We start from the raw sequence: 26,328 nt of genomic DNA, 5'->3' as shown, positions 1-26,328 counted from the left end.
CTTGCGATCCTCGCCGGATCTCAGGCGTTGGCTTCGCGGATCTTGTCCGCCGCTTCCTTGTCGAAGGCCACGCCCTTGGCTTCCAGGAGCTGGTCCAGCTCGCCCGAGAGCGTCATCTCGGTGACGATGTCGCAGCCGCCGACGAATTCGCCCTTGACGTACAGTTGCGGGATCGTCGGCCATTCGCTGAAGTCCTTGATCCCTTGGCGGATCTCGGCGTCGGCCAGCACGTTCACGTCCTGGTAGTCGATCCCCATGAAGTTCAGGACCCCCGCCACGCGGGACGAGAACCCGCATTGCGGCATCATCTTGGTGCCCTTCATGAACAGCACCACGTCGTTCTTCTCGATCGTCTCGCGGATCTGATCCTGCGCGCTCATCTTTCGGTCTCCTGTTTCCGGTCCTCAGCGGGGGCCTCGTCCCAGCCCCCCGCGCTGCGCCCCGCCAGATACGAGGCCATGCGCCGTTCCATTTCCGCCGCGGCCGCCTGGCGCCGCTCGAAATCCTTGTCCGCCGGGGGCGCTTCGCCCCGCCGCCGCCGGGATCTGGCCCTTGCCATCGACACGATCCCCGCCAGCGTCATCGCCACCGGGATCAGCGCCCCGAAGCCGCCTGCCGTTGCCATCCGTCCACTCCTTGCCGGACCTAGACCAGCCCCAGATCCTGTCCCAGCACATAGGCGGCCCCAAGCACTCCTGCAAGCATCAGCAGAAGCAGCGGCAGGCGCAGGGCAGGGCGGTCGGCGGTCATCCCCTGCAGCCGCGCAAGACCGACCAGCAGGAAGATCACCATCGCGCCATGCAGCACCGCCTTGAAGTTCATGTACCAGGCCGGCAGTTCCTCGGCGATCTCGCCCGGTTCCGGCCGGTCGAGAATGCCCATCGCCGCCAGGAACAAGGCGCCGATCGACAGGACCGTGACGCCAAGTCGCTCCTGCCTTGCCTTGTCCGCCGCCATGGCCGCCTCCGTCAGTCGGGTGCCTTCGTCGTCAGCGCCAGCGCGTGCAGCGCGCCGTTCGGCCCGTCCATCCTGCCTTTCAGCGCCGCATAGACCGCGCGCTGCTGCTGCACCCGGTTCAGGCCGCGGAACGATTCGTCGATCACCTCGGCCGCGAAATGCGCGCCGTCGTCGCCCTGCACCGTGATCTTCGCGTTGGGAAAGCTTTCCCGCAGCAGGGCTTCGATATCGCTGGCTTCGACTGGCATCGGGGTCTCCTGAACAATCCCTTTAGACTAGGCCCGCGCCGGAAGGGGTTCAAGGCCCTCCCACTCGTCCCGCAACATGCCGTAAAGCACCAGGTCGACCACCCGCCCCAGCGCCGGACGGAACCAGTGCCTGCGCATCCGCCCCTCCAGCGTGAAGCCAATGCGCTGGTAAAGCGCCTGCGCCCGCGCATTCTCGCCCGAGGCATCAAGCCACAGCCGCTCCGCCCCCATCGCGCCGAAGCCATGATCGACCAGCGCCCGCACGAAGGCCCGGCCCCGGCCCTGGCCCGCCTCGGCCAGCGCCAGCCGCCGCAGCTCGACCACGGGCCCCGCCTGGCAGAACAGCGCGAAGCCGGCCGGCTGGCTCCCGACCTCCCAGATCAGCAGGCGCGCGGCCGGATCGGCCAGATAGGCCGCCAGCGCCGCTTCGTCCTCATCGGTGATGAAGGGCGCATAGTCGGGACGGCGGGCCAGCCCCCGGATGAAGGCGAAATCCCCCGCCGCTGCCGGACGCAGCATCAGACGCCGACCATCTCGGCAAACGCCGTGCGGTAAAGCCGCGACAGATCGGCCAGGGGCGCGACCTCGGCGCCGAAAGCCACCGTGTCGCCGCCGAACTGGCCGACCAGCGCCATCGGCACGCCCGCCGCCCTTGCCGCCGCCAGAAGGCCCTGCAAAGCCTCGGCCCGGACCGCGACCAAATAACGCCCCTGATCCTCGCCGAACAGGAACCCGATCTCGCCGCTGTCGATCTTCACGCCCAGCCCCGCGCCCTCGGCCATCTCGAAGGCCGCCAGCGCGAGGCCCCCGTCCGACAGGTCGGTGCAGGCCCGGATCGCCTTGCGGTTGGCGCGCACGAACTCGCCCGCCCGGCGCTCGGCCGCCAGATCGACCGGCGGAGCGTCCCCGGCCTCGATCCCGAAGGCCTCGACCAGCAATGCCGACTGCCCCAGATGCCCCTTGGTCGCGCCCAGCACCACGGCCAGGTCGCCCTCGGCCGGCCGCCCGGCGATCAGCTCGTCCATCCTGGCCAGAAGCCCCACCGCCCCGATGGTCGGCGTCGGCAGGATGCCCTTGCCGTCGGTCTCGTTGTAAAGGCTGACGTTGCCCGAGACGATCGGCATGTCCAGCGCCAGGCAGGCCTCGCCGATCCCCTGCAGGGCGCCGACGAACTGGCCCATGATCTCGGGCTTTTCCGGGTTGCCGAAGTTCAGGTTGTCGGTCGTCGCAAGCGGCCGCGCGCCCACCGCGCAGAGGTTGCGGTAGGCCTCGGCCACCGCCTGCCTGCCGCCCTCGACTGGGTTCGCCTTGACATAGCGCGGCGTCACGTCGCTGGTGAAGGCCAGCGCCTTCTCCGTGCCATGCACCCGCACCACGCCCGCCGGCAGGCCCGGCGTCACCAGCGTATCGGCGCCCACCTGGCTGTCGTACTGCTCGTAGACCCAGGCCTTGTGCGCATAGGTCGCAGAGCCGATCAGCGCCCGCAGCCCGTCCAGCGCCTCGATCGGCGGCACATGGCCCAGGGGGGCCGCCGCCGGGGTCGGGACCCAGGGCCGGTCATATTCCGGCGCGCTGGACGAGAGCTTCGACAGCGGAATATCCGCCTTCACCTCGTTGCCATGCAGGATCAGGAAGCGGTCCTCGGGAATGGTCTCGCCGACGATGGCGAAATCCAGGTCCCATTTCTCGAAGATCGCCCGCGCCTCGGCCTCCTTCTCGGGCTTCAGCACCATGAGCATCCGCTCCTGGCTTTCCGACAGCATCATCTCGTAGGCTGTCATGTTTGTTTCGCGCTGCGGCACGTCGTCCAGCTGCAACTTGATGCCAAGGCCGCCCTTGTCGCCCATCTCGACCGCCGAGCAGGTCAGCCCCGCCGCACCCATGTCCTGGATGGAAATCACCGCGCCACTGGCCATCAGCTCCAGGCAGGCCTCCAGCAGCCGCTTTTCGGTGAAGGGGTCGCCGACCTGCACCGTCGGGCGCTTTTCCTCGATCGTATCGTCGAACTCGGCCGAGGCCATGGTCGCGCCGCCGACGCCATCGCGTCCGGTCTTGGCGCCGAGGTAGACCACCGGCATCCCGACGCCCGAGGCGGCCGAATAGAAGATCTTGTCCGCATCGGCGAGGCCCGCGGCAAAGGCGTTCACCAGGCAGTTGCCGTTATAGGCGGCATGGAAGCGTACCTCGCCACCCACGGTCGGCACGCCGAAGGCATTGCCGTAGGACCCGATCCCCTCGACCACGCCCTTCACCAGATGCGCGGTCTTGGGATGGTCGGGCAGGCCGAAGCTCAGGGCGTTCATCGCTGCGATGGGGCGCGCGCCCATGGTGAAGACATCGCGCAGGATGCCGCCGACGCCGGTCGCCGCACCCTGGTGCGGCTCGATGTAGGAGGGGTGGTTGTGGCTCTCCATCTTGAAGATCACCGCCTGGCCGTCGCCGATGTCGACGACGCCCGCGTTCTCGCCCGGTCCGCAGATCACCTGCGGCCCCTTGGTCGGCAGTCTCTTCAGGTGGATCTTCGAGGATTTGTAGGAACAATGCTCGTTCCACATCGCACTGAAGATGCCCAGCTCGGTAAAGCTCGGCTGCCGTCCCAGGATGCCCAGCAGGCGCTCCCATTCGTCGGGCTTGATCCCGTGGCTGGCGACGACTTCCGGCGTGATGGCGGGCTCTTGCATGGCATCCCCTCTGGCGGCTTGGCCCGCCTCATAAGGGAAAGCCCGCCGAAGGGCAAAGGCCCCGCAGGGCCCCATCGCCACTTTTTCACGGAATTGTCCGGCCGCCGGGGGCGGCTGCCAAAAAAAAAGGCCGAGCTTCCGCTCGGCCAAGTCCAACAGGGAGGTAGAAGGGGCAAGAGCACGCTCATCGCCGCTTCTGGGATGCAGATAGGCCCCAATGGTGCTGCAGACAAGGGCAGGGTGCCCGCAAATTCGGCAATCCCGATATGCACTTGCTGCATGGCAGCAATTCCGCCCGCTCAGGCGGCCGCTTCCTCGGCATGGCGGCGGCGGAAGGTCATGATCTCCTCGGTCACGAAATCGCGGAAGGCCGCGACCCGCTTGGAATGGCGCAATTCCTCGGGATAGGCCAGAAAGACCGGCACCTCGGCGCTTTCCACATCGGGCAGGACGCGGACCAGATTGGGAAAGTCGTCGGTCAGGTAATCCGGCAGCACCCCGATCCCGAGATGATTCAACACCGCCTGTAGCACGCCGAAATAGTTGTTCACCGTCAGGGTCGAGGGGATGTCATGCGTCATCAGGTCCTGCACCAAGAGCGCCCCGGCCGCCACCTGCGGCGTGCCGGCGTGCTGGCTGATCAGCCGGTGCGAGCTGAAGTCGTCCATCGTCTCCGGCGTGCCATGCTTGGCCAGGTATTCCGGCGTCGCGAAAAGCTGCATGCGGATGTTCATCAGCCGCTTGCGGATCAGGTCGGCCTGCGACGGCTCCTTCATCCTTATCGCCACATCCGCCTCGCGCATCGGCAAATCCAGGACGCGCTCCTCCAGCATCAGGTCGATCTTCAGCGCCGGATACTTCTCGTAAAGCCGCGCCAGACGCGGGGCGAGCCACAAGGTCCCGAAGCCCATCGTCGTCGTGACCCGAAGCTCGCCGAAGACCTCGTCCTCGCTGTCGCGGATCCGCGCGGCGGTGGCGTCCAGCCGCTTGACCATGGCCTGCGTGGCGTCGAACAGAAGCTCCCCCTGTTCGGTCAGGATCAGCCCCCGCGCATGGCGGTGGAAGAGCGTGACGTTCAGGCTTTCCTCCAGCGCCCGGATCTGGCGGCTGACGGCCGATTGCGACAGGTGCAGCACGTCGCCCGCATGGGTCAGGCTGCCTTTCTCCGCCACGGCGTGAAAGATCCTCAGCTTGTCCCAATCCATGCGCAATCCTTTCCGGAAATCGTCGGCCACCCTATCATATCCGATCCTACATAGGGAAACCCGAACGCAAGTAAACCCTGGGCACCCCGACCCGCCACCCCGCCGCTTGGCCCTTTCGCCCCCGGCCCGAGCGCCCTATGATCCCCCGAAAGGCAGGCCGCGCGGGGGTTTCCGCGCCGGGGAAAGGGACAGGCATGGCGGTTGGAGTCTTCGATTCGGGCCTTGGCGGGCTCACTGTCCTTGACGCATTGACAAAGCGCCTGCCCGAAGTCCCCTTCGTCTATTTCGGCGACAATGCCCACGCCCCCTACGGCGTCCGCACGGCCGACGACATCTTCAACCTGACCTGCGCCGCCACCGAACGCCTGTGGGCCGAGGGTTGCGATCTGGTGATCCTCGCCTGCAACACCGCCTCCGCCGCCGCGCTGAAGCGGATGCAGGAAACCTGGGTGCCGCCGGAAAAGCGCGTCCTCGGCGTCTTCGTGCCCCTGATCGAGGCGCTGACCGAGCGCCAGTGGGGCGACAACACCCCCCCGCGCGAGGTCTCGGTGAAACACGTCGCCCTCTTCGCCACCCCCGCCACCGTCGCCTCCCGCGCCTTCCAGCGGGAACTCGCCTTCCGCGCCATCGGCGTCGATGTCGAGGCCCAGCCCTGCGGCGGCGTGGTCGACGCCATCGAACAGGGCGACGAGATCCTGGCCGAGGCCCTCGTCCGCTCCCATGTCGAGGCCCTGAAACGCAGGATGCCCGACCCCGAGGCCGCGATCCTTGGCTGCACCCATTACCCCCTGATGGAAAAGATCTTCCAGGAGGCGCTGGGTCCCGAGGTCAAGGTCTACTCCCAGGCCAACCTCGTCGCCGAAAGCCTTGCTGACTACCTGCAGCGCCGCCCCGAGTTCCGCGGGTCCGGCGCCCAGTCCCGGTTCCTCACCACCGGCGACCCGGCCTATGTCTCGAACAAGGCGACCCAGTTCCTGCGCCGGAAGATCACCTTCGAGGCCGCGTGATGCTGTCCCTGTCAGACCACCGCGCCGCCCGCCTTGCCGCGCTGACCGCGCCCGACGGCTGGCTGAACCTCGTCGCCCGCATCGACCTGGCCCCCGGCCGCCATCTCGTCGGCGCGGGGCAGGAGGTGCGGCTGCCCTCCGGTCCCGACCTCCTCGGCACGCTCGACCTCACCGGCACCGACGCCATCTTCGCCCGTCCGGGCGAGGCGCCGCGGCCTTTCCAGCCCGTCCCCGACGCTTTCCCGCAACTGCGGGTCGATCCCTTCCTGCTGGAGATCCATACCGTCGACGGCACGCCTGCGCTGCGCGTCCGCGACCTGACCCTCCGGCCGGCCGCCACGCTGCGCCACTTCCCCGATGCCCCGGCCTGGAATATCCGCGCCCGGTGGGAGAAGATCGAGGCGCAGCCCACGGAAATCACGATGAAAGACGGCTCGAAGGCCGAGGTTTCCCTCACTCATCGCGCCAACTTCCTCCATGACGGGCAGACCTTCAGTCTGATGCCTACGCACTGGAAATCCGGCAAGCCGATGTTCGTCTTCCGCGACCGCACGGCGGGCGAGACCTACCCGGCCTGCCGCTTCCTCTTCGGCGAGGATCCGAGCGAAACCGAGATCACGCTTGACTTCAACCGCGCCATCTCGCCGCCCTGCGCCTTCACCGACTTCGCCATCTGCCCGCTGCCGCCCCCCGGAAACATCCTGCCCTTCCGCATCGAGGCGGGCGAACTGGCCCCCTGAACGCCGCTGAAGGACTGCCGGCCCGGCGACCAGCGGGGCCGGCGCGCAGAGCCGGCCGATCGCCATGCGTCCCGAGAGATCCCGACCGGATTCAGGCCCCGGCCCCGGGTCCCCGGTTGCGGAACTTGCGGAAAAAGCTTTCCAGGGTCCGGTCGCTGATCTCGGCGATCAGGATCGAAAGGGCCAGGTAGGCGACCAGGACGACGGGTCCCGAGGCAAGTCCCAGTCTTTCAAGCACGAGACCGGCCGCATGCAGGGCCAGCAGGTGATACAGGTAGATGCCATAGCTGATCTCGCCGATCCGGGCGATCGGCCGCCAGCGCAACGGCGCGGCGAGCATATGGTCCTCGCGCATGACCAGGGCGGCCAGCGCAACCGCCATGGCAAGGTGCAGGACCAGGTTCGGCAGGCCGCGCAGATCATCGGGCAGGCTCTGCAAGAGAACGAGGATCGCCGCAAAGGCCAGCGGTGCGGCACCCCGCCGCCCGAGCACCGGCCAGAGCGCGGCGAAGACCGGCCCCCGGTCCAGCAGCAGCGCCAGTGCCGATCCGATCAGGATCGGCGCATAGGTCGCGCTCGGCAGGCTGAAGCGAAGCGGACCCAGCGTGGCCGGCGACAGGCCGAACACCCCGCTCGCCCCCAATACGTTGGCGCCGATGACAAGCGCCAGCACGGGAAGCACCAGCCGCCGGGGCAGGATCAGCAGGGCCAGCGGCCAGATCAGGTAATATTGCTCCTCCACCGCAAGCGACCAGGTCGGGGACAGGAGCGGTATCTGCTCCACCAGGAAGTTGGACAGGAAGGCATAATAACAGGGCAGCAGCGGCAGGATCTCCGCCCGTCCCGAGACGAAGTACAGATAGGCCGCCACGAAGGTGACGACGAAATAGTAGACCGGCAGGATACGCAGCGCCCGCCGCCAATAGAATCCGGCCAGGGAGAAACGGCCCTTGCGGCCAGCCTCGCGCAGCAAGAGGGTCGTGATCAGGAATCCGCTCAGGACGAAGAAGAAATCCACCCCGACAAAGCCACGCTCCAGAAGTCGCGGCCGCCCCGCGATCCCGGTCCACCAGGGGCTGTGGTGCCAGATGACCGCCAGGATGCACAGGCAGCGCAACCCGTCCAGGCTGCCAAAGCGCGACCGGGCGGCATAGGCCGAATGGGCCGCCCCGGCGGTCCCGGCCGGTGCCGTTTCTCCTGTCACCGGGTCGGGGAGCGTGATGGTCAAGGATCCTGACTCCAGTTGCTTTGCCACAATGGAGGTTTCCGGCTGCGACGCAAGTTGCCGAAGGGGAAAAGTGCTGTTGCCGAAACCATGCGCAATCCGCCACCGACCGCCGTTCGGAGAGCAGGCGTAAGGTGGGCAATATTGCCCACCCTACGTTTCCCGCATCGCCCCATAGGCATAGCGATAGGCCAGCGCGACGCCGCCCGCGCCGCCGGCCACATTGCCCAGCGTCACCCAGAAAAGGTTCCCCAGCACCCCCGCCGTGCCCGCATCCGATCCGGCCCAGAGTCCCGCCGGAAACAGGAACATGTTCGCCACCGAATGCTCCAGCCCCAGCGCCACGAAAGCCGCGACGGGCCAGAGGACGCCCAGGATCTTGTCCGTCGCCGAGCGCGCCGCGAAGCTCAGCCAGACCGCAAGGCAGACGAGCGCATTGCACAGGGCCCCCCGGACGAAGGCCTCCATCGCCGGCAGCGATGCCTTTGCCGTCGCCGCCTTCGCCGCGACCCCGCCCATCGGCCCGTCCAGCAGCCCGGAAAGCCCGAAGGCCAGGGCGAGCCCCAGGGCGCCGGCCAGGTTGCCAAGCCAGACGATCCCCCAGTTGCGCAAGAGGGCCCCCAGCGTGATCCGCCGGTCCACCGCCGCCATCACCATCAACGCATTGCCGGTGAAAAGCTCCGCCCCTCCGACCACGACCAGGATCAGCCCCAGCGCAAAGACCATGCCGCCCAGCACCCGCTGCGGCCCGAAGCCGGGGTCCGCGCCCACCCCCGCCATGCACCAGAAGGCCGCACCAAAGCCGATGAAGGCCCCCGCCAGCAGCGCCAGCATGGCCATCCGGTGCAGGGGCAGGGCGGCCTTGGCGACCCCCGCCGTCTCGATCAGCGCCGCGATCTCGGCGGGCTTGTAGGCGTCATGGGTGTCTGACGGCATGATGGCCCTCCCTGCGGCGTCAGAATAGCCGCTTGCGGACGCCGGAAAAGCGAAAAGGCACGCCCCCGCGGCGTGCCTTCCAAAGCTTTCGACTTTCTTAACGCCCGGAGCCAACCCCTTGATATGCTTCAGGGGGCCGGGGCGTCCACGCGTGGACGATCAGTCCTTCGCCCGCTCGACATAGGTGTCATCATCGGTGTTGATGATGATCCGCGTGCCCGGCCCGATATGGGGCGGCACCATGACCCTGAGCCCGTTCGAGGTCATCGCCGGCTTGTAGGAGGACGAGGCCGTCTGCCCCTTCACCACCGGCTCGGTCTCGGTGATCTCAACGGTGATCTTCTGCGGCACTTCCAGCGCGATCGGAACCCCCTCGAAGGTCTTCACGTAGCAGCGCATGCCTTCCTGCAGGTAGGGCTTGTTCGCCCCCATCACGTCCTCGGTGACGACGACCTGCTCGTAGGTGTTCGGTTCCATGAAGTGGAACCCCTCGCCATCCTCGTAGAGGTAGTCATATTCGCGCTCGTCGACGGTGGCCTTCTCGACCATCTCGGTCGTCCGCCAGCGTTCCGAGACCTTCACCCCGTCCGAGATCCGGCGCATGTCGACGCTGGTGGTGGGCGTGCCCTTGCCGGGGTGGAAGTTCGAGGCGGTCAGCACGACATAGAGCCTGCCGTCCATCTCGACGACGTTGCCCTTGCGAAGCGAGGAGGCGATGACTTTCAAAGGTCTGGTCCTTGTGATCGGTGGTCCGGTCCCCTAGACCGGCCTTTGCCCGCGCGCCCTAACCCATCCAGACCGGAATTTCCAGATGAATCCCTCGTCCCGCTGGTGGAGCCCCGCCTTCCACGCCGACCGCCGCCCGCTTCTGGTGACCCGCAACCGCATCCAGTCCGCGATCCGGGTCTGGCTGGCGGGCGAGGGTTTCACCGAGGTCGACCCCGCCGCCCTTGCCACCAGTCCCGGCAACGAGGCGCATCTGCACGGCTTCGCCACCCAGGCGATCGGCAACGACGGCCGGCCCCGGCCGATGTATCTGCATACCTCGCCCGAATTCGCGATGAAGAAGCTCCTCGCGGCCGGCGAGACCCGGATCCATGCCTTCTCGCATGTCTGGCGCAACCGGGAACGGGGTCCGCTGCATTCCCCCGAGTTCACGATGCTGGAGTGGTACCGGGTGGGCGAGGGCTACGAGGTGCTGATGGCCGACACCCTGGCCTTCCTGCGCCTCGCCTTGCGCGAGGCGGGGGCCGGTCTCCTCCGCTTCCGCGACCGGAGCTGCGATCCCTTCGCCGAGCCCGAGCGCCTTTCGGTGGCCGAGGCGTTCCGGATCCATGCCGGCGTGGACCTCATGGCCTCGATCCGCGCCGACGGCACCACCGATGCCGCCGGTCTGGGGCAGGAACTGGACCGGATCGGCCTCCGCCGTGCCCCGGACGACACCTGGTCCGACATGCTGAGCCGGGTCCTGTCCGAGAAGGTCGAGCCGAAGCTCGGGCAGGGCAGGGTGACGATCCTGGACCACTACCCCTCGGCCGAGGCGGCACTGGCGCGCAAGGTGCCGGGCGACGCGCAGGTGGCCGAGCGTTTCGAGGTCTATGCCTGCGGGGTGGAACTGGCGAACGGCTTCGGCGAGTTGACCGACCCGGCCGAACAGCGCCTGCGCTTCCAGGCCGAGATGGCGGAAAAGGCGCGGGTCTATGGCGAGACCTATCCGCTGGACGAGGACTTCCTGGACGCCCTGGCCCTGATGCCGCCCGCCGCCGGGATCGCAATGGGCTTCGACCGGGTGGTTATGCTGGCCACCGGCGCGTCCCGGATCGACGATGTGCTCTGGACCCCGGTGCCGTAAACCCCCGGAAAACGAAACCGCCGCCCGGAGGGGGCGGCGGTTTCGTTGGAGCGGGTGAAGGGAATCGAACCCTCGTCGTAAGCTTGGGAAGCTTCTGCTCTACCATTGAGCTACACCCGCGCGTTGGCCCTGACCTAAGCGAAGCGCGGGGCGAGGTCAAGGCGGTTGCGGCGGGCAACGGCAGGGAAGAAGCGGGGGGCCTGGTGGCCGCCCGGCGTCCGGAGGGGCGGGGATTGCATCAGGCCCCGATCTTCACGGTCAGGATCACCGGGCCGGTCGGATGCGCGGTGGGCGAGCCGCCCGCGGGCTCGACCGAGACGGCCAGCATCCAGCCCGCCGGGGGCGCCGGCGAGGAGACGACGAGCGGCGCGTCCTGCAACAGGCCCAGCGAGACCGGCGCCTCGCCGGGGGCGATCAGCCAAAGCTCGTGCACCTGGCCCTCGACCGCCGGGACCCCCGCCACCCGCGCGACATGCAGCGTGTCGCCAAGGCTTGTCACCTCATAGGCGAGGCGGTTGTCGGCGGTGGCCAGGATCGCGACCGGCAGCCGGTCGGGAGGGCCCAGCGTCACCAGCGCGGCAAGCACCAGGACGATGGCGACGGCCATGCCGGAAAGCCGGCGCAGGAGCGGCAGGCCGCGCTTCGGGCGCAGGGTCGGCGGCGGCGCGGTTGCGGTCAACTCGGCGACAGGATCATCCATGCCGAGAGGTTACGGGTTCTGGCCCGTGGCGCAAGGCCTGGTTCGGGCCAAGGCTCGTCGATGCATTCCATGCACTCCTCGCCGGGGCCCGCCGACGAGGAGACGCAGTCGAACGAGGAGGGCGAACGAGGAGGGATCAGCCGCGCCGCCGCCTGCGCCCGCCCTCGTCGCCACCGGACTTCGGGTTGAAGCTGACCTCGGGCAGGGTGACGATGCCGTTCAGGTTCGGGAACGGGTCCACCGCGTGCGGGATCGCGTTGGCATTGACGAAATGCTCCTGGAAGCGCGGCTCGATCGCGGTCTCGACCTTGTGGATATCGTGCACGGTCGCCTCGATCTGGTCGCGCGCCGCGACGCTGCAAAGCGCGATCCGCGCCCCGGTCCCGGCCGCGTTGCCCGCGCTCGTCACCTTCTCCAGCGGCACGTCGGGGATCATGCCCAGGATCATCGCGTGTTTCGGGCTGATATGCGCGCCGAAGGCGCCCGCAAGCGTCACCCGGTCCACGGTCTCGACGCCCATCTCGTCCATCAGCAGCCGTGCGCCGGCATAGAGCGCGGACTTGGCCAGCTGGATCGCCCGGATGTCGCCCTGCAGCACGCTGATCCGCGGCCCCCCCTCGGCGCTGCCGTCGTGCAGGAGGTAGCCGAAGGTCCGGCCATGCGGCTCGCAGCGCGCGCTGCCGGTCTGGTCCGGGCCGCCGATCAGCCCGCCGGGATCGACCAGCCCCGCCATCCGCATCTCGGCCACCGCCTCGATGATGCCCGAGCCGCAGATGCCGGTGACGCCGGCCGCCTTGGTGGCCTCGGCAAAGGCGGGATCGTCGGACCAGACCTCGGACCCGATCACCCGGAAGCGCGGCTCCTTGGTCACGGGGTCGATCTCGACCCGCTCGATCGCGCCCGGCGCCGCGCGCTGGCCGCTGGAGATCTGCGCGCCCTCGAAGGCCGGGCCGGTGGGCGAGGAACAGGCGAGCACGCGGGTTTCGTTGCCAAGCAGGATCTCGGCATTGGTGCCCACGTCGACGATCAGCACCATGTCCTTGGACTTGTTCGGTTCTTCCGACAAGGCCACCGCCGCCGCATCCGCGCCGACATGGCCCGCGATGCAGGGCAGGACATAGACCCGGGCGGTGCGGTTCAGGTTCGTGAGGTCCAGGTCGCGCGCATCCAGCGACAGGCTTCCGCTGGTCGCCAGCGCGAAGGGGGCCTGGCCCAGCTCGACCGGATCGACGCCCAGGAACAGGTGGTGCATGACCGGGTTGAAGACGATGACCATCTCGTAGATCGAGGCCGGATCGACGCCCGCCTCACCGGCGACCGCCTGCGCCAGCGTGTTGATCGCCTCGCGCACGACGCGGGTCATCTCGATGTCGCCGCCGGGGTTCATCATCGCATAGGAGACCCGGCTCATCAGGTCCTCGCCGAAGCGGATCTGCGGGTTCATCAACCCGCTGGAGGCCAGCACCCGCCCGTCGGTCAGGTCGCACAGATGCGCCGCGATGGTGGTCGAGCCGAGGTCGACCGCCATGCCCAGGAGCGGCCCCTCGTGGAAGCCGGGGAAGATGTCCAGCACGCGCGTCACGCTGTCGTGGTTGCCCTTGTGCAGGACGACCGTCACCTTGAACTCGCCCTTGCGCAGCACGGGTTGCAGGCGGCGCAGGACGGACAGGTCGGCCTCGATCCCCTCCACCTGCCATTGCGCGGCCAGCGCGCGGGCCAGACGCTCGAAATCCCCGGTCGGCTCGTGCATGTCGGGCTCTTCGACCTCGACATAGACGGCGCGGGTGGCGGGGTCCATGACCATGACCCGCTCGGTCGCCGACTTGCGGATCACCTGCTTGTGGACCTGGCTTTCCGGCGGCACGTCGATCACCACGTCGCCCATCACCTTGGCCTGGCAGCCCAGCCGGCGGCCGTCGATCAACCCGCGGATGCGCTTGTAGCGGTCCTCGACCGCGTTCCAGTCGGAAAGCGCGTCCTCGGACACCGTGACGCCATGCTTGGGAAACTCGCCATAGCCCGGCGTGATCTGGCATTTCGAGCAGATGCCGCGACCGCCGCAGACCGAATCCAGGTCCACGCCCAGCTGCCGCGCGGCCGTCAGGACCGGAGTGCCCAGGGCGAAACGGCCCCGCTTGCCCGAAGGCGTGAAGATCACCAGTGCGTCGTTCGTCTCGGCAGTCATTTCGGGCCCCGTCTGCTAGCGCCAGCCGGTTGTAAACCGGGGCGGGCCGGATGCAAGGACCGGAAGCGGCAGGTCCGGCACCTAATCCGGCACGGCAAGTCGTTGACGCGGGGCGCGCGGCCCTCTACCTCGCGCCCATGGCACGCGCACCGCTTCTGCAACTGAACTCCGTCTCGCTGACCTTCGGCGGCAATCCCCTGCTGGATCAGGTCTCGCTGACCGTGCAGCCCGGCGACCGGCTGGCGCTGGTCGGGCGTAACGGCAGCGGAAAGTCGACGCTGATGAAGCTGATGGCGGGGCTGGTCGATCCCGACCAGGGCCAGCGCACGATCCCGCCCGGCGTGACCGTGGGCTACATGGAGCAGGATCCCGATCTGTCGCGCTTCGCCACGCTCGGCGATTTCGCCGCCTCGGCCCTGCCGGACGGCCAGGAGTACCGGCTGGCCGTGGTGGCCGAGGGATTGAAGTTCGACCCCGCCACCCCCGTCGCCACCGCCTCGGGCGGGGAACGCCGCCGCGCCGCGCTGGCCAAGCTGCTGGCCGAGGCGCCGGAACTGATGCTCCTGGACGAGCCGACCAACCATCTCGACATCCAGGCGATCGAATGGCTGGAGGCGGAACTGCGCGACACCCGCGCAGCCTTCGTCCTGATCAGCCACGACCGCGCCTTCCTGCGCGCGCTGACGAAGGCGACGCTCTGGCTCGACCGGGGGGTGCTGCGCCGGCGCGAGGCCGGGTTCCAGGGCTTCGAGGACTGGCGCGAGACCGTCTGGGCCGAAGAGGACGAGGCCCGCCACAAGCTCGACCGCAAGATCAAGGCCGAGGCCCGCTGGGCGGTCGAGGGCATCAGCGCGCGGCGCAAGCGCAACATGGGCCGGGTCCGCGCCCTGCAACAGCTGCGCGCCGACCGGGCGGCGCAGATCCGGCGGCAGGGCACGGCGGCCCTGGCCTTCGACGCGGGCACCGTATCGGGCAAGAAGGTGATCGAGGCCGAGGGGATCTGGAAGACCTATGGCGACAAGACCATCATCCGCGACTTCTCCTTGCGCATCCTGCGCGGCGACCGGGTGGCCTTCGTCGGGCCTAACGGCGTGGGAAAGACCACGCTTCTCAAGCTATTGACGGGCGAAATTCAACCGGATCAGGGCCGCGTCACCCTGGGCACCAACCTGGAGATCGCGGTCTTCGACCAGACCCGCGCCCGCCTCGACCCCGAGGCCAGCCTCTGGGACAACCTGACCGGCGACCCCCTGATGCGCGTCTCCGGCGCGGCGGATCAGGTCATGGTGCGCGGCCAGCCCCGGCATGTGGTGGGCTATCTCAAGGACTTCCTCTTCGACGATATCCAGGCCCGCGCCCCGGTCCGCAGCCTCTCGGGGGGCGAGAAGGCGCGGCTCCTCCTGGCCAAGCTGATGGCGCAGCCCTCGAACCTTCTGATCCTGGACGAACCCACGAACGACCTGGACGTGGAAACGCTGGACCTCTTGCAGGACATCCTCGGCGACTATGACGGGACGGTGCTCCTGGTCAGCCACGACCGCGATTTCATCGACCGGGTGGCGACCACCACCGTGGCGCTCGAAGGGCAGGGCAGGGCGACGGTCTACCCCGGCGGCTGGTCGGACTATACCGCGCAGCGCCCCGCGCCTGCGCCCGCCGCCACGCCCGACCGCCCCGCAGCGCGCCCGGAGCCCGCAACGAAGCCCGGGGCGGCAAGGCCCCAGGGCCTGACCTTCACCGAGCGCAAGCGGCTGGAAGAGCTTCCCGCGCTGATCGAGCGGCTGGAGGGCGAGATCGGCAAGCTCTCGACCCTCCTGGCCGACCCCGAGCTTTTCAGCCGCGAGCCGGTCAAGTTCCGCAAGGCGACCGAGGTCCTGGCCGAGCGCCAGACCGCGCTGGAGACGGCCGAAAGCGAGTGGCTGGATCTCGCCGACCGGGCCTGAGGCCGGGAAACCGGCGGGAACCGGCCGACACTCCCCGGACCGATGCGCCATAACCCGCGCAAGTTGAATAAGGGACTTCAACGCCGCGTGAACGGGGATTGTTCTCGACCGCCCGACGTCCCACATCCTGCGCGAGCCGTCCGGACTTCATCGCCCGGACCGCCGGAACAAGGAGACAAAGATGAGATCTATCGCAGCACTTCTGGCCACCGTTGCCATCGCTTCACCCGCCCTCGCCGGCGGCCCCATCGCCGTCGAGCCCGAGCCCACCGTGGCTCCGGTGGTGACGCCGGTCGTCGCCCCCGGCATCGACTGGTCGGGCGCCTATGCCGGTGTCCAGCTGGGCTATGCCGATATCGACTCGAACGGCGGCGGCCTTGACGGCAACGGTTTCCTCGGCGGCATCCACGGCGGCTACCTCTGGGACTTCGGCAACGTGGTTGCCGGTGCGGAAGTCAGCTATGACTCGGCCGACATCGACCTGGGCGCCGCCGGCAGCACGCTGGACGACATGACCCGCCTGAAGCTGCTTGTCGGTACCGAGATGGGCCGCAGCCTGGTTTACGGTGCGCTCGGCGCAGCCCATGCCAGCGCGACGGATGCGGCGGGTGTGGACCTGTCGGACACTGGCTGGTTCCTGGGCGCCGGGCTTGACTATGCGGTCTCCGACCGCTGGACCGTCGGCGCCGAGTTCCTGCATCACCAGTTCGACGACTTCGATGGCACGGGCACCGACTTCGACGTGAACACGCTGCAAGCCAAGGTCTCGATGCGCTTCTAAGCCATCCGGCACCGCATCAGGGGCCGCTCCCGCCGGGGGCGGCCCTTTTCATTACGCCAGCCGCTCGCGGATGAACTGCAGCGCCGCGCCCAGCCCGTCGGGCGCGATCCCGTGGCCGGTGCCCTGCATGACATGGCCATAGGTCCGGAACCCCGCCGCCACCAGCGCATCCCCTGCCTTCGCCATATCCGAGAACGGCACCACCGGGTCCTGGTCGCCATGGATCAGCAGCACCGGCGGCTTCACCCTCGTCTCCGCCGCCAGCGCCTCGGGCCGCAGCAACCGCCCGGAAATCGCAACGATCCCAGCCACTTCCTTGTCACGGCGCGGCGCGACATGCAGGCTCATCATCGCGCCCTGGCTGAAGCCCACCAGCACCAGCCGGTCCGCCGTCAGCCCTTCCTCTGCCAGCCTTGCATCCAGAAACCCGTTCAGGTCATCCGCCGCCGCGGCCAGCCCGGCCCCGGCCTCCACCTCGCTCGATCCGTCGATCCAGGGGATCGGGAACCACTGGCAGCCGAACCCGCCGCCCCGGCAGGGCTCCGGCGCGTCGGGGGCGACGAAGGCCGTGCCCGGAAGATGCGGCTCCAGCACATCGGCAAGGCCCAGAAGATCGGCCCCGTCTGCCCCGTAACCATGCAGGAAGACAAGCAGATTCTTCGCCTGCCCCTTCGCGACACCCTTCCGTCCGAACCGCAATTCCCGCATCACATCACTCCTTCGCGTTCCTTCGCCACCCGGTAGTAGGCCCAGAGGATGCGCGCCGCAACCGACCGCCAAGGCGACCAGTCCTCCGCCATCTTCCGCAGCGCCTTGTCCGAGGGTCGCGCCTCCAGCCCGAACAGCATCCGTGCTGCTTCCTGCAAGGCCAGGTCCCCTGGCGCGAAGACATCCGCACGCCCCAGCGCGAACATGGCGTAAATCTCCGCCGTCCAGACCCCGATCCCCGGCACGGCGACCAAAGTCTTCACCACATCCGCATCAGGAACGCCGCGCAATGCGTTGAAATCAATACCGGCCTGCGCCAGAGCCCGGCCATAACGCGCCTTCTGCCGGCTCAGTCCCGCCGCCCGCAGGTCCTCGTCGGTGGCCGTCGCCATCGCCGCCGCCTCGGTCAGCCCCAGCCCTTCCAGCCGCCCCCAGATCGCCCGGGCCGAGGCGACCGAGACCTGCTGCCCGACGATGGCCCGCAGAAGCGCCGCGAAGCCGTCCGCCTCGCGCCGCAGCGGCAAGTCACCGACCAGCGGCAGGGCTGCGGCAAAGCGCGGCTCCCGGCACGCAAGCCACTCCGCCCCTTCGGCAACGCAATCCAGCGATGTGATGATCCGACCCACCATTTCTTCTGTTCCCAAATATCCCCGCCGGAGGCAACCGCCCTTTCCCCTTGCCGATCCCGGTAGGCAGTTCTACCGATAGCCCATGACCAGCGACTCCACCGCCCGCCGCAATGTCCTCGTCCTCGTCGCCGCCCAGGCGATCCTCGGCGCGCAGCTGCCGATGATCTTCACCATCGCCGGGCTCGCAGGCTCCAGCCTTGCCCCGAACATCTGCTGGGCCACGCTGCCGGTGACGATGATGGTCGTGGGCTCGATGCTGACCGCCACTCCGATCTCGGCCCTGATGCAGCGCTACGGAAGGCGGGCCGGGTTCTTCTTCGGTGCGGCAGGCGGGGCGGCAGGCGCGGTGATCGGCGCCTGGGGGCTTGCGACCAGCAGCTTCCTTCTGTTCAACATCGGCGCGCTTCTTTCGGGCATCTACATGTCGGCAAACGGGTTTTACCGCTTTGCCGCCGTCGACACCGCCTCAGAGGCCTTCCGGCCCAAGGCGATCAGCTGGGTCATGGCGGGGGGGCTCCTGTCCGCCGTCGTCGGCCCGCAGCTGGTGAAAGTCACCGCCGATGCGATGGCCGTGACCTTCCTCGGCTCCTACCTCGCCGTCATCGCGCTGAACATCTTCGGCTCCTTCCTGTTCCTCGCGCTCGACATCCCGAAGCCGAAGCCCGCCGCCCAGGGCAGCCCGCTCGGTCGCAGCCGGGGCGAGCTGATCCGCAATCCGACGATCCTGGTCGCGATGATCTGCGCCACCGTCTCCTATGCGCTGATGAACCTGGTGATGACCTCCTCGCCGCTGGCCGTGGTCGGCTGCGGCTTCGACAAGGGCGACGCCGCCGACGTGGTGACCGCGCATGTGCTGGCGATGTATGCGCCCTCGTTCTTCACCGGCCACCTGATCGCCCGTTTCGGGACCGAGCGGATCATCGCCCTCGGCCTGACGATCCTGGCCGCGGCGGGGGCCGTCGCCATGGCGGGGGTGCAGCTGGAGAACTTCTTCATCGCGCTGATGCTCCTCGGCCTGGGCTGGAACTTCGGCTTCATCGGGGCCACGACCATGCTGACCACCGCCCAGCGCCCCGAGGAGCGCGGCCGCCTGCAGGGGCTCAACGACCTCGTGGTCTTCGGCGGCGTCACGCTGGCCTCGTTCTCCTCGGGCGGGCTGATGAACTGCTCCGGCGGCTCGGTTCAGGCCGGCTGGCAGATGGTCAACCTGGCGATGCTGCCCTTCCTGATCCTCGCCGGCGGGGCGCTGATCTGGCTCTGGCTGCGCCCGCAGGAATCGCGCCGGGCCTGAGGCACCGCTCCTCGTCGCATTTCATGCGCTCGTCGCCGCGACGAGACGACGAAGTCGCACGAGGAGCAGCTACCAGCGGCCGGTGAAGGCCTGCCACAGAAGCCGCCAGCGCCGCTGCGCCTCGGACAGCTCGGGTGCGCTTCGCCCCGCAACCACCTGACGCAACAACCCTTCCGCCTGCCACCCCGCCAGCAGCGCCGGGGCAATGGCCTTCGGCACCGCCCGCCGCGCGGCCCGCGCCTCGGCCAGCCGTTCCAGACCCAGCCGCGCCAGATCCTGCGCGCCCATCCCCTGCGGCAAGGGCTGCCGCCCGCGCGCCTCCAGTTCCGGGACCGCCCGCAGATAGCCTGCCGCCGCCGAGGCCCAGCCATAGGCCCGGACCGCGGTCTCGGCCCCGTCCGGCGCGCCCAGCGCCCGCGCCGCCAGCCACATCAGCCCGGCGCCGGTATCCTCCAGATATTCCGCCAGCGCCTCCGGGCCCGCATGCGGGTCGCGGTGGATGTCCCAGCGCCGGGCGGCGATCAGCCGGTCCAGCGCCGCCACGGGCAGACCGAAATCCCGGATCAGCTCGTGCAGCGGCCCCGCCACCTCATGCGCCTGCGCGGCACCCGAGGCCGCATTCTCCACCACGTCGCGCCACCATTGCAGCCGCATCTCGGCGATCAGCGGCTCCTGCGTCACCCAGGGCGCGCGGGCGACCTCCAGGTTGAAGGCATACAGCGGCAGAAGCTGCGCGCGGGCATCAAGGGGGGCGGCCATCACCGCCAGGAAGCGGTCGGGATCGCCGCGTTGCACCAGTCCCGCGCAGGCCTCGATGCTCATGCCGGGGTTCCGATGTCGCGGATCAGCTTCCATTGGATCGCATCGAGCAGCGCCTCGAACGAGGCGTCGACGATGTTGGCGCTGACCCCGACCGTCGACCAGCGCCGGCCCTGGCCGTCCTCGCTGTCGATGATGACGCGGGTTACGGCCTCGGTCCCGCCATTGGTGATGCGGACCTTGAAATCCACCAGCTTCATGTCGTCGATGCAGGCCTGGTAGGGGCCGAGGTCCTTGGCCAGCGCCTTCGCCAGCGCGTTGACCGGGCCCCGGTCGTGGCCGTCCTCGTCCATGCTGTCGGAGACCGACATGTTCTTGCGCTCGCCGATCTTGACCACCACCACCGCCTCGGAGAGCGAGATCATCCGGTCGTACTTGTTCTTCCGCCGCTCCACCGTGACCCGGTAGCGCTTGACTTCGAAGAACTCGGGGCAGAGGCCCAGCTCGTGCCGCGCGACCAGCTCGAAGCTCGCCTGCGCGCCGTCATAGGCATAGCCCTGGTCCTCGCGCGCCTTGATCGTCTCGATGATCCGGCCGAGGCGCGGGTCCTTCGGATCGGCCTCGATCCCGGCGGCGGCCAGCCGGGCGCGCAGGTTCGACAGGCCCGCCTGGTTCGACATCGGGATGACGCGCTCGTTGCCGACCAGCGCCGGGTCGATGTGTTCGTAGGTGGTCGGGTCCTTCAGGATCGCGCTGGCATGCAGGCCCGCCTTGTGGGCGAAGGCCGAGGCCCCGACATAGGGGGCCGAGCGCAGGGGGACGCGGTTCAGGATGTCGTCCAGCATCCGCGAGGTCTTGAGGAGGCTCTGCAGCGCCTCGCGGGTGACGCCGGTCTGGAAGCGGCTGGCGTAGGGCTCCTTGAGGAGGAGCGTCGGGATCAGCGTCGTCAGGTTGGCGTTGCCGCAGCGTTCCCCCAGCCCGTTCAGCGTGCCCTGGATCTGGCGGGCGCCGGCCTCGACGGCGGCCAGGGAGTTGGCGACGGCATTGCCGGTGTCGTCGTGGCAATGGATGCCGAGTCTTTCGCCGGGGATGCCGGCGGCGATGACCTCTGCCGTCACGCGGCCGACCTCGGCGGGGAGCGTGCCGCCGTTGGTGTCGCAGAGGACGACCCAGCGGGCGCCCGCGTCCAGGGCGGCCTGCAGGCAGGAGAGGGCGTAGCCGGGGTTGGCGCGGTAGCCGTCGAAGAAGTGCTCGGCGTCGAACAGGGGTTCGCGGCCTTTCGCAGCGAGGTGGCGGATCGAGGAGGCGATGGCCTCGCGGTTTTCATCGAGGGTCACGCCGAGGGCGGTGGTGACGTGGAAATCGTGGGTCTTGCCGACCAGGCAGACGGCGGGGGTGCCGGCATTCAGGACGGCGGCGAGGACGTCGTCGTTCTCGGCCGAGCGGCCGACCCGGCGGGTCATGCCGAAGGCGGTGAGGGTCGCCTTCGTCTCCGGGGGGGCGGCGAAGAAGTCGCTGTCGGTCGGGTTCGCGCCGGGCCAGCCGCCCTCGATATGATCGACCCCGAGAGCGTCGAGCGCGCGGGCGATCTGGACTTTCTCGGGGGTGGAAAACTGGACGCCCTGGGTCTGCTGGCCGTCGCGCAGGGTGGTGTCGTAGAGGTGGAGACGGTCTTTGGTCATGGGAGACGCCACGCGTGGACAGAATTCGGAGTGAGGGAATTCAACGGGTTGCGGGGCCGCGTTAACGCGGGCTTAACCACGGTTGTGGCCGGGGGACAAAATCCTTCGAAGGATTTTGCAAATTTCTTCGAAGAAATTTGGCGCGCGCGGAGGGTCACTGGAGCGCCTCCAGTTTTGCCGGGTCGAAGTCGGGGCCGGGGACGAGCTCGACCCCGGCCTTGGACATGCGCACCTCGACCCCGGCGGCGACCAGGGCGGATTTCAGGGCGTCGACGACGGAGAAGTCCTTGGAGGCCATGGCGGCGGCGCGGAGATCGGACAGCCGCTCGGTTTGCGCCGACAGGTCGACCTGCGGCGCCATGGCCCAATCGCCCATTCCTGCGGTCAGCAGGCCGAGAAGCGCGGCGGAAGCCTTCACCCCCGGCCAATCTCCCTCGCCTGCGGCGGCATGCAGAGCCGCCAGAGCGCCGGCGGTGTTCAGGTCGTCAGCCAGCGCCTCCACAACGCCCGCGAGCGGCGCGGAGGGCGCGACCGAAGCCGTCGCCGCACGCCACTTCCGCAACGTCGTCTCGGCCTGCCGCGCCTTCTCGGCGGTCCAGTCCATCGGGCTGCGGTAATGCGTCATCAGGAAGACGAAGCGGATCACCTCGCCCGGGATGCCCTGGTCCAGCAGATCCCGCACGGTGAAGAAATTGCCCAGGGACTTGGACATCTTCTTGCCCTCGACCTGCAGCATTTCGTTGTGCAGCCAGTAATGCGCGAAGTCGCCGTGGGGATGGGCGCAGGCGCTTTGGGCGATCTCGTTCTCGTGGTGCGGGAACTGCAGGTCGAGACCGCCGCCGTGGATGTCGAAGCTCTCGCCCAGCAGTTCATGGCTCATGGCCGAGCATTCGATGTGCCAGCCGGGGCGGCCCTTGCCCCAGGGCGAGGCCCAGCCGGGTTCCTGGCCGCTGGAGGGTTTCCAGAGGACGAAATCCATCGGGTCTTCCTTGAACGGCGCGACCTCGACCCTTGCGCCCGCGATCATGTCGTCGACCGAGCGGCCGGAGAGCTTGCCGTAATCCTCGTAGGACCGCACCCGGAACAACACATGCCCCTCGACGGCATAGGCATGGCCGGAGGCGATCAGGCCCTCGGTCATCGCGATCATCTGGCCGATGAATTCCGTCGCCCGCGGCTCGTGGTTGGGGCGCAGCGCGCCGAGCGCGTCCATGTCGGCGTGGTACCAGGCGATGGTCTCCTCGGTCCGCTGGTGGATCAGCTCTTCCAGCGTTCCCGGCGCGCCGGCCTGCTGGCGGCGCAAGGCCTCGGCGTTGATCTTGTCGTCGACGTCGGTGAAGTTGCGGACATAGGTCACATGCTCCGGCCTGTAGACGTGGCGGAGAAGCCGGTACAGGGTGTCGAAGACCACGACGGGGCGGGCGTTGCCCAGATGTGCCCGGTCATAGACGGTGGGGCCGCAGACATACATCCGCACGTCCCGGTCGTCGATCGGAACGAAATCCTCCTTCCGGCGGGTCTTCGAATTGGTCAGGCGGATGGTCACCATGTCAGTCGTCCCTGAACGCGCGGCCCTTGGCGCGGGGTTCACTCATCCATGGGAATGACGAAGCGCCCGCGCCCTTGGGTCAGCGGGTAATGCAGCAGATGCGGAGGTTCTGCAACGTCGTCATGCGCCGGGCCTAGCACGGCCGGGCAGCGGCGCGCAAGCCGGACGGAGGGCAGGCGGGCAGGGATCAGTTGCCCTGGCGGTTGAATTCGCCGCGGTTGTCGGGACCGATGCCCAGCCAGCCCGCCACGGTGCGCGCGACATGGTCGGTGATCATCGACTTCTGGGTGATGCCCTTCTGCCGCGCCTGGCGCATCGCCTGGCCTGCGAGGGCGGGAAGCTCGGCCCGGATCGGGGTGGGGGGAACCAGCACCTCGCCGGTGGCGGCATCGGTGACCCGGGCGGTGAAGTCGATGTTGTGGACGCCCCAATCCTGGCCGCGGGTCTCGGCCTCGAAGGTGAGGGCGTGGAAGCGGGTCACGGTGATGTCGATGCGGACCGGCCGCTTGCCGCGCAGGCCCTGGGCGCCACGGGTGACGGCGGTGTCGATGATCGCGGCCACCTGGGCATGGCGGTCGCCCATCGGATCCTCGCGCCAGACGATGTCGGCATCGGGCAGGAGGGTCTTCGCCTCGCTGACCGAAAGCGAGCGCGGCACGCTGACGCGGACATCGGCGAGGCGCCAGGCCTGGGCCAGGCTTGCGGGCAGCGGGTCGTAGTCGGTCCTGAAGCTGGCGCCCACGCAGGCGGAAAGTAGAAGTCCGGCGGCCCCGAAGAGGGCGAAGCGGCGGGTGACGATCATGGGCAACCTCTTACTGGCGGATTCGACGATCATGCGCGCCGATCCTTAAGAAAGGACAATGGCCGCAACAAGGAGGCGGCGTGTCGGGATCAGGCAGGCGGTTGCGGTTTTGCCGTGATCATGCCTTGTTGCGCGCAAATGGGGGAAGACGAGATGGATCACGAGGACCTGCGGTTGTGGTCGAAGCGGGCGGCGGACTGGGCGGCGGATTACCACGCCGGTCTGCGCGACCGTCCCGTGCGCGCGCCGCTGGTGCCGGGTGCGGTGGCGCGGCAGCTGCCGGGCGCCCCGCCCGAGGCGGCCGAGCCGATGGCGGCGATCTGGGCCGATTTCGAGCGGATCGTGCCGGGCGGCATGACGCATTGGCAGCATCCGGGGTTCTTCGCCTATTTCCCGGCCAATGCCGCGCCGGCCTCGATGCTGGCCGAGCAGCTGGTCAATGCGATGGGCTGCAATGCGCTGATCTGGCAGACCTCTCCGGCCGCGACCGAAGTCGAGCAGGTGATGATGGACTGGCTGCGCCAGGCGGTGGGCCTGCCGGAGGGGTTCGTCGGCACGATCCATGACTCGGCGACGGTGGCGACGCTGTCGGCGGTGCTGACGATGCGCGAGCGGGCCCTGGGCTGGAAGGGGCTGGAGGAGGGGCTGGCGGGCGGGCCGGTGTTGCGCTTCTACGCCAGCGCCGAGACGCATTCGAGCGTGGACAAGGCGATCCGGGTGGCGGGGATCGGGCAGCGCAACCTGGTGAAGGTGGCGACCGACGGCGCGCGGGCGATGACCGGCGCGGCCTTGCGCGCGGCGATCCGGGCGGATCGCGAGGCCGGGATGCTGCCCGCCGGGGTGATCCTCTGCGCGGGCGGGACGAGTGTCGGGGCCTTCGACCGGATCGCCGACTGCCTGGCGGTCTGCCGCGAGGAGGGGGTGCCCAGCCATGTCGATGCGGCCTGGTCGGGGTCGGCGATGATCTGCCCGGAGTTCCGCGAGTTGTGGGCCGGGATCGAGGGCGCGGATTCGGTGGTGCTGAACCCGCACAAGTGGCTGGGGGTGCAGTTCGACTGCTCGGTCCAGTTCATGCGCGATCCGGGGGCGCAGGTGCGCACCCTGGGCCTGCGGCCGACCTATCTGGAGACGGCGGGGCGCGAGGAGATCGTCAATTTCAACGAATGGACCGTGCCGCTGGGCCGGCGGTTCCGCGCGCTGAAGCTGTGGTTCGTGCTGCGGGCCTATGGGCTGGAGGGTTTGCGCGCGCGGATCCGCAACCATGTCGCCTGGGCAGCAGAGGCGCGCGACCAGCTGGCGGCGCTGCCGGGCGTGGAGATCGTGACCGAGCCGCGGCTGTCGCTCTTCAGTTTCGCGCTGGGGGAGGATGCGGCGACCGAGGCGCTGCTGGCCCGGATCAACGATGACGGGCGGATATACCTGACCCAGACCCGGGTCGACGGGCGGTTTGCGATCCGGGTGCAGGTGGGATCGTTTGACTGCACGCGCGAAGATGTCATGCTGATCGCAAAGGTCGTCAACGAGTTGCTTGCCAGATGATTCTCCGTGCCCTTTTCCTCTGGATCGGCCTGGCCGCGAGTGCTGTTGCGCAGGAGATGCCGCAGCCGCTGAGCGACAAGGTCTCGGATTTCGCGGGCGTGCTGGACGCGACGGAGGAGGGGCGGATCGACCGGGCGCTGCAGGCGCTGCGGGACGAGACCGGGGTGCATATGGTCGTCGTGACCATGGCGACGCTGGACGAGCATGGCGGCGCGGGGCGGCGGCTGGAGGATTACGCCAAGGCGCTGTTCAACGCCTGGGGCGTGGGCGATGCGCAGCGCAACGACGGCATCCTGATGCTGGTCGTCACCGGCCCGCGCGAGGCGCGGATCGCGCTGGGGGCGGGCTATGACGCCGTCTATGACGGGCGCGCGGCGCGGGTCCTGACCACCGCCGTCCTGCCGGAGTTCCGCGCGGGCCGCCTGGCGGGCGGGATCGAGGCCGGGATCGCCTCGGCCCGCGAGCGGCTGGTGGTGCCCTTCCAGGCGGGGCGCCCGGTCACCCTGACCGAGGGGTTCGAGCCCGAGGGCGGCGCGTTCGGCACCATCGCCCCCTGGGCCGCCGGTGCGGCCGGGATCGGCGGCCTGCTCTCGCTGGTCCTTTGGCGGGCGCGCGCGCGGCGGACCTGTCCGAAATGCGGCGAGCAGACCCTGACCCGGACCCGCGAGGTGATCACGCCGTCGTCACGGCTGTCCTCGGGCAGCGGGATCGAGCACATGATCTGCGACAGTTGCGGCTTCACCGACCGGCAGACCTTCACGATCCGCGCCACCTCGCGGGACAGGTCGAGGCGCAGCGGCGGAGGCCGCGGCGGCAGCGGCGGCGGGCGCAGCGGCGGCTTTGGCGGCGGGCGCTCCTCGGGCGGGGGTGCGAGCGGGAAATGGTAGGTGGTGCAAGGGCGTCAGCCTT

The 26,328-nt window shown here is 68.9% G+C and carries 26 protein-coding genes and 1 tRNA gene; 8 read left to right on the top strand and 19 right to left on the bottom strand.

Annotation, left to right across the window (positions count from 1 at the left end; all coding sequences use genetic code 11):
• Window positions 1-20: 20 nt before the first annotated feature.
• The 7 genes from grxD to I7S92_RS01140 all read right to left on the bottom strand — a co-directional run bounded on the left by grxD (window position 21) and on the right by I7S92_RS01140 (window position 5,091).
• A complete protein-coding gene (grxD, locus tag I7S92_RS01170; RefSeq protein WP_197641638.1) occupies window positions 21-380 on the bottom strand; it encodes a Grx4 family monothiol glutaredoxin in 360 nt (119 codons plus the stop codon).
• Window positions 377-625, bottom strand: coding sequence for a hypothetical protein (locus I7S92_RS01165; protein ID WP_197641637.1), 249 nt, complete (start codon window positions 623-625; stop codon window positions 377-379). The genes grxD and I7S92_RS01165 overlap by 4 nt, the downstream gene beginning before the upstream one ends.
• Before the next feature lie 20 nt (window positions 626-645).
• Window positions 646-957: a hypothetical protein gene (locus tag I7S92_RS01160; protein ID WP_197641636.1), complete on the bottom strand. Its 312-nt coding sequence runs from the start codon at window positions 955-957 to the stop codon at window positions 646-648.
• Window positions 958-968: 11 nt separating this feature from the next.
• Window positions 969-1,205 carry a BolA/IbaG family iron-sulfur metabolism protein gene (locus tag I7S92_RS01155; protein WP_197641635.1) on the bottom strand — a complete coding sequence of 79 codons (237 nt, stop codon included), beginning with the start codon at window positions 1,203-1,205 and terminating at the stop codon, window positions 969-971.
• Between the two features lie 27 nt (window positions 1,206-1,232).
• On the bottom strand, window positions 1,233-1,724 hold the full coding sequence (locus I7S92_RS01150) for a GNAT family N-acetyltransferase (RefSeq protein WP_197641634.1): 492 nt from the start codon (window positions 1,722-1,724) through the stop codon (window positions 1,233-1,235).
• On the bottom strand, window positions 1,724-3,886 hold the full coding sequence (gene purL, locus I7S92_RS01145; RefSeq protein ID WP_197641633.1) for a phosphoribosylformylglycinamidine synthase subunit PurL: 2,163 nt from the start codon (window positions 3,884-3,886) through the stop codon (window positions 1,724-1,726). Before purL ends, I7S92_RS01150 begins: the two co-directional genes overlap by 1 nt.
• 299 nt (window positions 3,887-4,185) lie before the next feature.
• Entirely contained in the window at window positions 4,186-5,091 is a 906-nt protein-coding gene (locus tag I7S92_RS01140) for a LysR family transcriptional regulator (RefSeq protein ID WP_197641632.1), read from the bottom strand.
• 194 nt (window positions 5,092-5,285) lie between these two features.
• On the opposite strand from I7S92_RS01140, the gene murI reads away from it, so the two are divergent.
• A complete protein-coding gene (gene murI / locus I7S92_RS01135; protein ID WP_197641631.1) occupies window positions 5,286-6,098 on the top strand; it encodes a glutamate racemase in 813 nt (270 codons plus the stop codon).
• Window positions 6,098-6,838 (top strand): DUF1684 domain-containing protein, encoded by a 741-nt coding sequence (locus tag I7S92_RS01130; protein WP_197641630.1) that lies wholly within the window; start codon window positions 6,098-6,100, stop codon window positions 6,836-6,838. The genes murI and I7S92_RS01130 overlap by 1 nt, the downstream gene beginning before the upstream one ends.
• Before the next feature lie 91 nt (window positions 6,839-6,929).
• Here I7S92_RS01130 and I7S92_RS01125 read toward each other — a convergent pair whose 3' ends face one another.
• The 3 genes from I7S92_RS01125 to efp all read right to left on the bottom strand — a co-directional run bounded on the left by I7S92_RS01125 (window position 6,930) and on the right by efp (window position 9,725).
• The gene (locus I7S92_RS01125; protein WP_206760971.1) at window positions 6,930-8,066 is read right to left on the bottom strand and encodes an acyltransferase family protein; all 1,137 of its coding nucleotides are present in this window, start codon (window positions 8,064-8,066) and stop codon (window positions 6,930-6,932) included.
• A gap of 150 nt (window positions 8,067-8,216) precedes the next feature.
• The gene (locus I7S92_RS01120; protein WP_197641629.1) at window positions 8,217-8,999 is read right to left on the bottom strand and encodes a formate/nitrite transporter family protein; all 783 of its coding nucleotides are present in this window, start codon (window positions 8,997-8,999) and stop codon (window positions 8,217-8,219) included.
• A gap of 159 nt (window positions 9,000-9,158) precedes the next feature.
• Window positions 9,159-9,725: an elongation factor P gene (gene efp, locus I7S92_RS01115; protein ID WP_197641628.1), complete on the bottom strand. Its 567-nt coding sequence runs from the start codon at window positions 9,723-9,725 to the stop codon at window positions 9,159-9,161.
• 85 nt (window positions 9,726-9,810) lie between these two features.
• Between efp and epmA the strand changes: the two genes are divergently transcribed.
• On the top strand, window positions 9,811-10,851 hold the full coding sequence (gene epmA, locus I7S92_RS01110) for an EF-P lysine aminoacylase EpmA (protein WP_197641627.1): 1,041 nt from the start codon (window positions 9,811-9,813) through the stop codon (window positions 10,849-10,851).
• Window positions 10,852-10,897: 46 nt separating this feature from the next.
• Here the strand turns inward: epmA and I7S92_RS01105 are convergent.
• The 3 genes from I7S92_RS01105 to I7S92_RS01095 all read right to left on the bottom strand — a co-directional run bounded on the left by I7S92_RS01105 (window position 10,898) and on the right by I7S92_RS01095 (window position 13,736).
• Window positions 10,898-10,971: transfer RNA gene (locus I7S92_RS01105), tRNA-Gly, on the bottom strand.
• 118 nt (window positions 10,972-11,089) lie between these two features.
• Window positions 11,090-11,551 carry an anti-sigma factor domain-containing protein gene (locus tag I7S92_RS01100; RefSeq protein ID WP_197641626.1) on the bottom strand — a complete coding sequence of 154 codons (462 nt, stop codon included), beginning with the start codon at window positions 11,549-11,551 and terminating at the stop codon, window positions 11,090-11,092.
• Window positions 11,552-11,687: 136 nt separating this feature from the next.
• Window positions 11,688-13,736: an ASKHA domain-containing protein gene (locus I7S92_RS01095; RefSeq protein WP_197641625.1), complete on the bottom strand. Its 2,049-nt coding sequence runs from the start codon at window positions 13,734-13,736 to the stop codon at window positions 11,688-11,690.
• A 137-nt stretch (window positions 13,737-13,873) separates the two neighbouring features.
• On the opposite strand from I7S92_RS01095, the gene I7S92_RS01090 reads away from it, so the two are divergent.
• Both I7S92_RS01090 and I7S92_RS01085 read left to right on the top strand, forming a co-directional pair.
• Window positions 13,874-15,679, top strand: coding sequence for an ABC-F family ATP-binding cassette domain-containing protein (locus I7S92_RS01090; RefSeq protein ID WP_197641624.1), 1,806 nt, complete (start codon window positions 13,874-13,876; stop codon window positions 15,677-15,679).
• A gap of 181 nt (window positions 15,680-15,860) precedes the next feature.
• The gene (locus I7S92_RS01085) at window positions 15,861-16,460 is read left to right on the top strand and encodes an outer membrane protein (RefSeq protein WP_197641623.1); all 600 of its coding nucleotides are present in this window, start codon (window positions 15,861-15,863) and stop codon (window positions 16,458-16,460) included.
• A gap of 51 nt (window positions 16,461-16,511) precedes the next feature.
• On the opposite strand, the gene I7S92_RS01080 is transcribed toward I7S92_RS01085, so the two are convergent.
• Entirely contained in the window at window positions 16,512-17,171 is a 660-nt protein-coding gene (locus I7S92_RS01080) for an alpha/beta hydrolase (RefSeq protein ID WP_197641622.1), read from the bottom strand.
• Window positions 17,168-17,797: a DNA-3-methyladenine glycosylase family protein gene (locus tag I7S92_RS01075; RefSeq protein ID WP_197641621.1), complete on the bottom strand. Its 630-nt coding sequence runs from the start codon at window positions 17,795-17,797 to the stop codon at window positions 17,168-17,170. Before I7S92_RS01075 ends, I7S92_RS01080 begins: the two co-directional genes overlap by 4 nt.
• Before the next feature lie 82 nt (window positions 17,798-17,879).
• Between I7S92_RS01075 and I7S92_RS01070 the strand changes: the two genes are divergently transcribed.
• Window positions 17,880-19,088 (top strand): MFS transporter, encoded by a 1,209-nt coding sequence (locus I7S92_RS01070; protein ID WP_197641620.1) that lies wholly within the window; start codon window positions 17,880-17,882, stop codon window positions 19,086-19,088.
• 69 nt (window positions 19,089-19,157) lie between these two features.
• Here the strand turns inward: I7S92_RS01070 and I7S92_RS01065 are convergent, their stop codons facing one another.
• The 4 genes from I7S92_RS01065 to I7S92_RS01050 form a co-directional block, all read right to left on the bottom strand.
• Entirely contained in the window at window positions 19,158-19,910 is a 753-nt protein-coding gene (locus I7S92_RS01065; RefSeq protein ID WP_197641619.1) for a phytoene/squalene synthase family protein, read from the bottom strand.
• Window positions 19,907-21,529: a citramalate synthase gene (cimA, locus tag I7S92_RS01060; protein ID WP_197641618.1), complete on the bottom strand. Its 1,623-nt coding sequence runs from the start codon at window positions 21,527-21,529 to the stop codon at window positions 19,907-19,909. The genes I7S92_RS01065 and cimA overlap by 4 nt, the downstream gene beginning before the upstream one ends.
• A gap of 154 nt (window positions 21,530-21,683) precedes the next feature.
• On the bottom strand, window positions 21,684-23,078 hold the full coding sequence (gene cysS / locus I7S92_RS01055) for a cysteine--tRNA ligase (protein ID WP_197641617.1): 1,395 nt from the start codon (window positions 23,076-23,078) through the stop codon (window positions 21,684-21,686).
• A 187-nt stretch (window positions 23,079-23,265) separates the two neighbouring features.
• Window positions 23,266-23,880 (bottom strand): DUF6778 family protein, encoded by a 615-nt coding sequence (locus I7S92_RS01050; protein WP_197641616.1) that lies wholly within the window; start codon window positions 23,878-23,880, stop codon window positions 23,266-23,268.
• A 153-nt stretch (window positions 23,881-24,033) separates the two neighbouring features.
• Between I7S92_RS01050 and I7S92_RS01045 the strand changes: the two genes are divergently transcribed.
• Entirely contained in the window at window positions 24,034-25,419 is a 1,386-nt protein-coding gene (locus I7S92_RS01045) for a pyridoxal phosphate-dependent decarboxylase family protein (RefSeq protein ID WP_197641615.1), read from the top strand.
• On the top strand, window positions 25,416-26,306 hold the full coding sequence (locus I7S92_RS01040; protein WP_197641614.1) for a TPM domain-containing protein: 891 nt from the start codon (window positions 25,416-25,418) through the stop codon (window positions 26,304-26,306). Before I7S92_RS01045 ends, I7S92_RS01040 begins: the two co-directional genes overlap by 4 nt.
• Window positions 26,307-26,328: the final 22 nt, after the last annotated feature.

This window comes from Tabrizicola soli (assembly GCF_015999335.1).
GTDB classification, from domain to species: Bacteria; Pseudomonadota; Alphaproteobacteria; order Rhodobacterales; family Rhodobacteraceae; genus Tabrizicola; species Tabrizicola soli.
Note: the sequence above shows the minus strand (reverse complement) of the source record. Positions and strands in the feature narration are given on the sequence as shown.

What these genes read in the sequence shown, in the direction of transcription:
- purL (WP_197641633.1), bottom strand. Translation starts at nt 3,886, where the DNA reads ATGCAAGAGCCCGCCATCACGCCGGAAGTCGTCGCCAGCCACGGGATC.
- cysS (WP_197641617.1), bottom strand. Translation starts at nt 23,078, where the DNA reads ATGGTGACCATCCGCCTGACCAATTCGAAGACCCGCCGGAAGGAGGAT.
- I7S92_RS01095 (WP_197641625.1), bottom strand. Translation starts at nt 13,736, where the DNA reads ATGACTGCCGAGACGAACGACGCACTGGTGATCTTCACGCCTTCGGGC.
- cimA (WP_197641618.1), bottom strand. Translation starts at nt 21,529, where the DNA reads ATGACCAAAGACCGTCTCCACCTCTACGACACCACCCTGCGCGACGGC.
- I7S92_RS01100 (WP_197641626.1), bottom strand. Translation starts at nt 11,551, where the DNA reads ATGGATGATCCTGTCGCCGAGTTGACCGCAACCGCGCCGCCGCCGACC.
- I7S92_RS01160 (WP_197641636.1), bottom strand. Translation starts at nt 957, where the DNA reads ATGGCGGCGGACAAGGCAAGGCAGGAGCGACTTGGCGTCACGGTCCTG.
- epmA (WP_197641627.1), top strand. Translation starts at nt 9,811, where the DNA reads ATGAATCCCTCGTCCCGCTGGTGGAGCCCCGCCTTCCACGCCGACCGC.
- grxD (WP_197641638.1), bottom strand. Translation starts at nt 380, where the DNA reads ATGAGCGCGCAGGATCAGATCCGCGAGACGATCGAGAAGAACGACGTG.
- I7S92_RS01085 (WP_197641623.1), top strand. Translation starts at nt 15,861, where the DNA reads ATGAGATCTATCGCAGCACTTCTGGCCACCGTTGCCATCGCTTCACCC.
- I7S92_RS01130 (WP_197641630.1), top strand. Translation starts at nt 6,098, where the DNA reads ATGCTGTCCCTGTCAGACCACCGCGCCGCCCGCCTTGCCGCGCTGACC.
- I7S92_RS01070 (WP_197641620.1), top strand. Translation starts at nt 17,880, where the DNA reads ATGACCAGCGACTCCACCGCCCGCCGCAATGTCCTCGTCCTCGTCGCC.
- I7S92_RS01150 (WP_197641634.1), bottom strand. Translation starts at nt 1,724, where the DNA reads ATGCTGCGTCCGGCAGCGGCGGGGGATTTCGCCTTCATCCGGGGGCTG.
- I7S92_RS01155 (WP_197641635.1), bottom strand. Translation starts at nt 1,205, where the DNA reads ATGCCAGTCGAAGCCAGCGATATCGAAGCCCTGCTGCGGGAAAGCTTT.
- I7S92_RS01090 (WP_197641624.1), top strand. Translation starts at nt 13,874, where the DNA reads ATGGCACGCGCACCGCTTCTGCAACTGAACTCCGTCTCGCTGACCTTC.
- I7S92_RS01075 (WP_197641621.1), bottom strand. Translation starts at nt 17,797, where the DNA reads ATGGTGGGTCGGATCATCACATCGCTGGATTGCGTTGCCGAAGGGGCG.
- I7S92_RS01065 (WP_197641619.1), bottom strand. Translation starts at nt 19,910, where the DNA reads ATGAGCATCGAGGCCTGCGCGGGACTGGTGCAACGCGGCGATCCCGAC.
- I7S92_RS01140 (WP_197641632.1), bottom strand. Translation starts at nt 5,091, where the DNA reads ATGGATTGGGACAAGCTGAGGATCTTTCACGCCGTGGCGGAGAAAGGC.
- I7S92_RS01045 (WP_197641615.1), top strand. Translation starts at nt 24,034, where the DNA reads ATGGATCACGAGGACCTGCGGTTGTGGTCGAAGCGGGCGGCGGACTGG.
- I7S92_RS01050 (WP_197641616.1), bottom strand. Translation starts at nt 23,880, where the DNA reads ATGATCGTCACCCGCCGCTTCGCCCTCTTCGGGGCCGCCGGACTTCTA.
- I7S92_RS01120 (WP_197641629.1), bottom strand. Translation starts at nt 8,999, where the DNA reads ATGCCGTCAGACACCCATGACGCCTACAAGCCCGCCGAGATCGCGGCG.
- I7S92_RS01040 (WP_197641614.1), top strand. Translation starts at nt 25,416, where the DNA reads ATGATTCTCCGTGCCCTTTTCCTCTGGATCGGCCTGGCCGCGAGTGCT.
- murI (WP_197641631.1), top strand. Translation starts at nt 5,286, where the DNA reads ATGGCGGTTGGAGTCTTCGATTCGGGCCTTGGCGGGCTCACTGTCCTT.
- I7S92_RS01165 (WP_197641637.1), bottom strand. Translation starts at nt 625, where the DNA reads ATGGCAACGGCAGGCGGCTTCGGGGCGCTGATCCCGGTGGCGATGACG.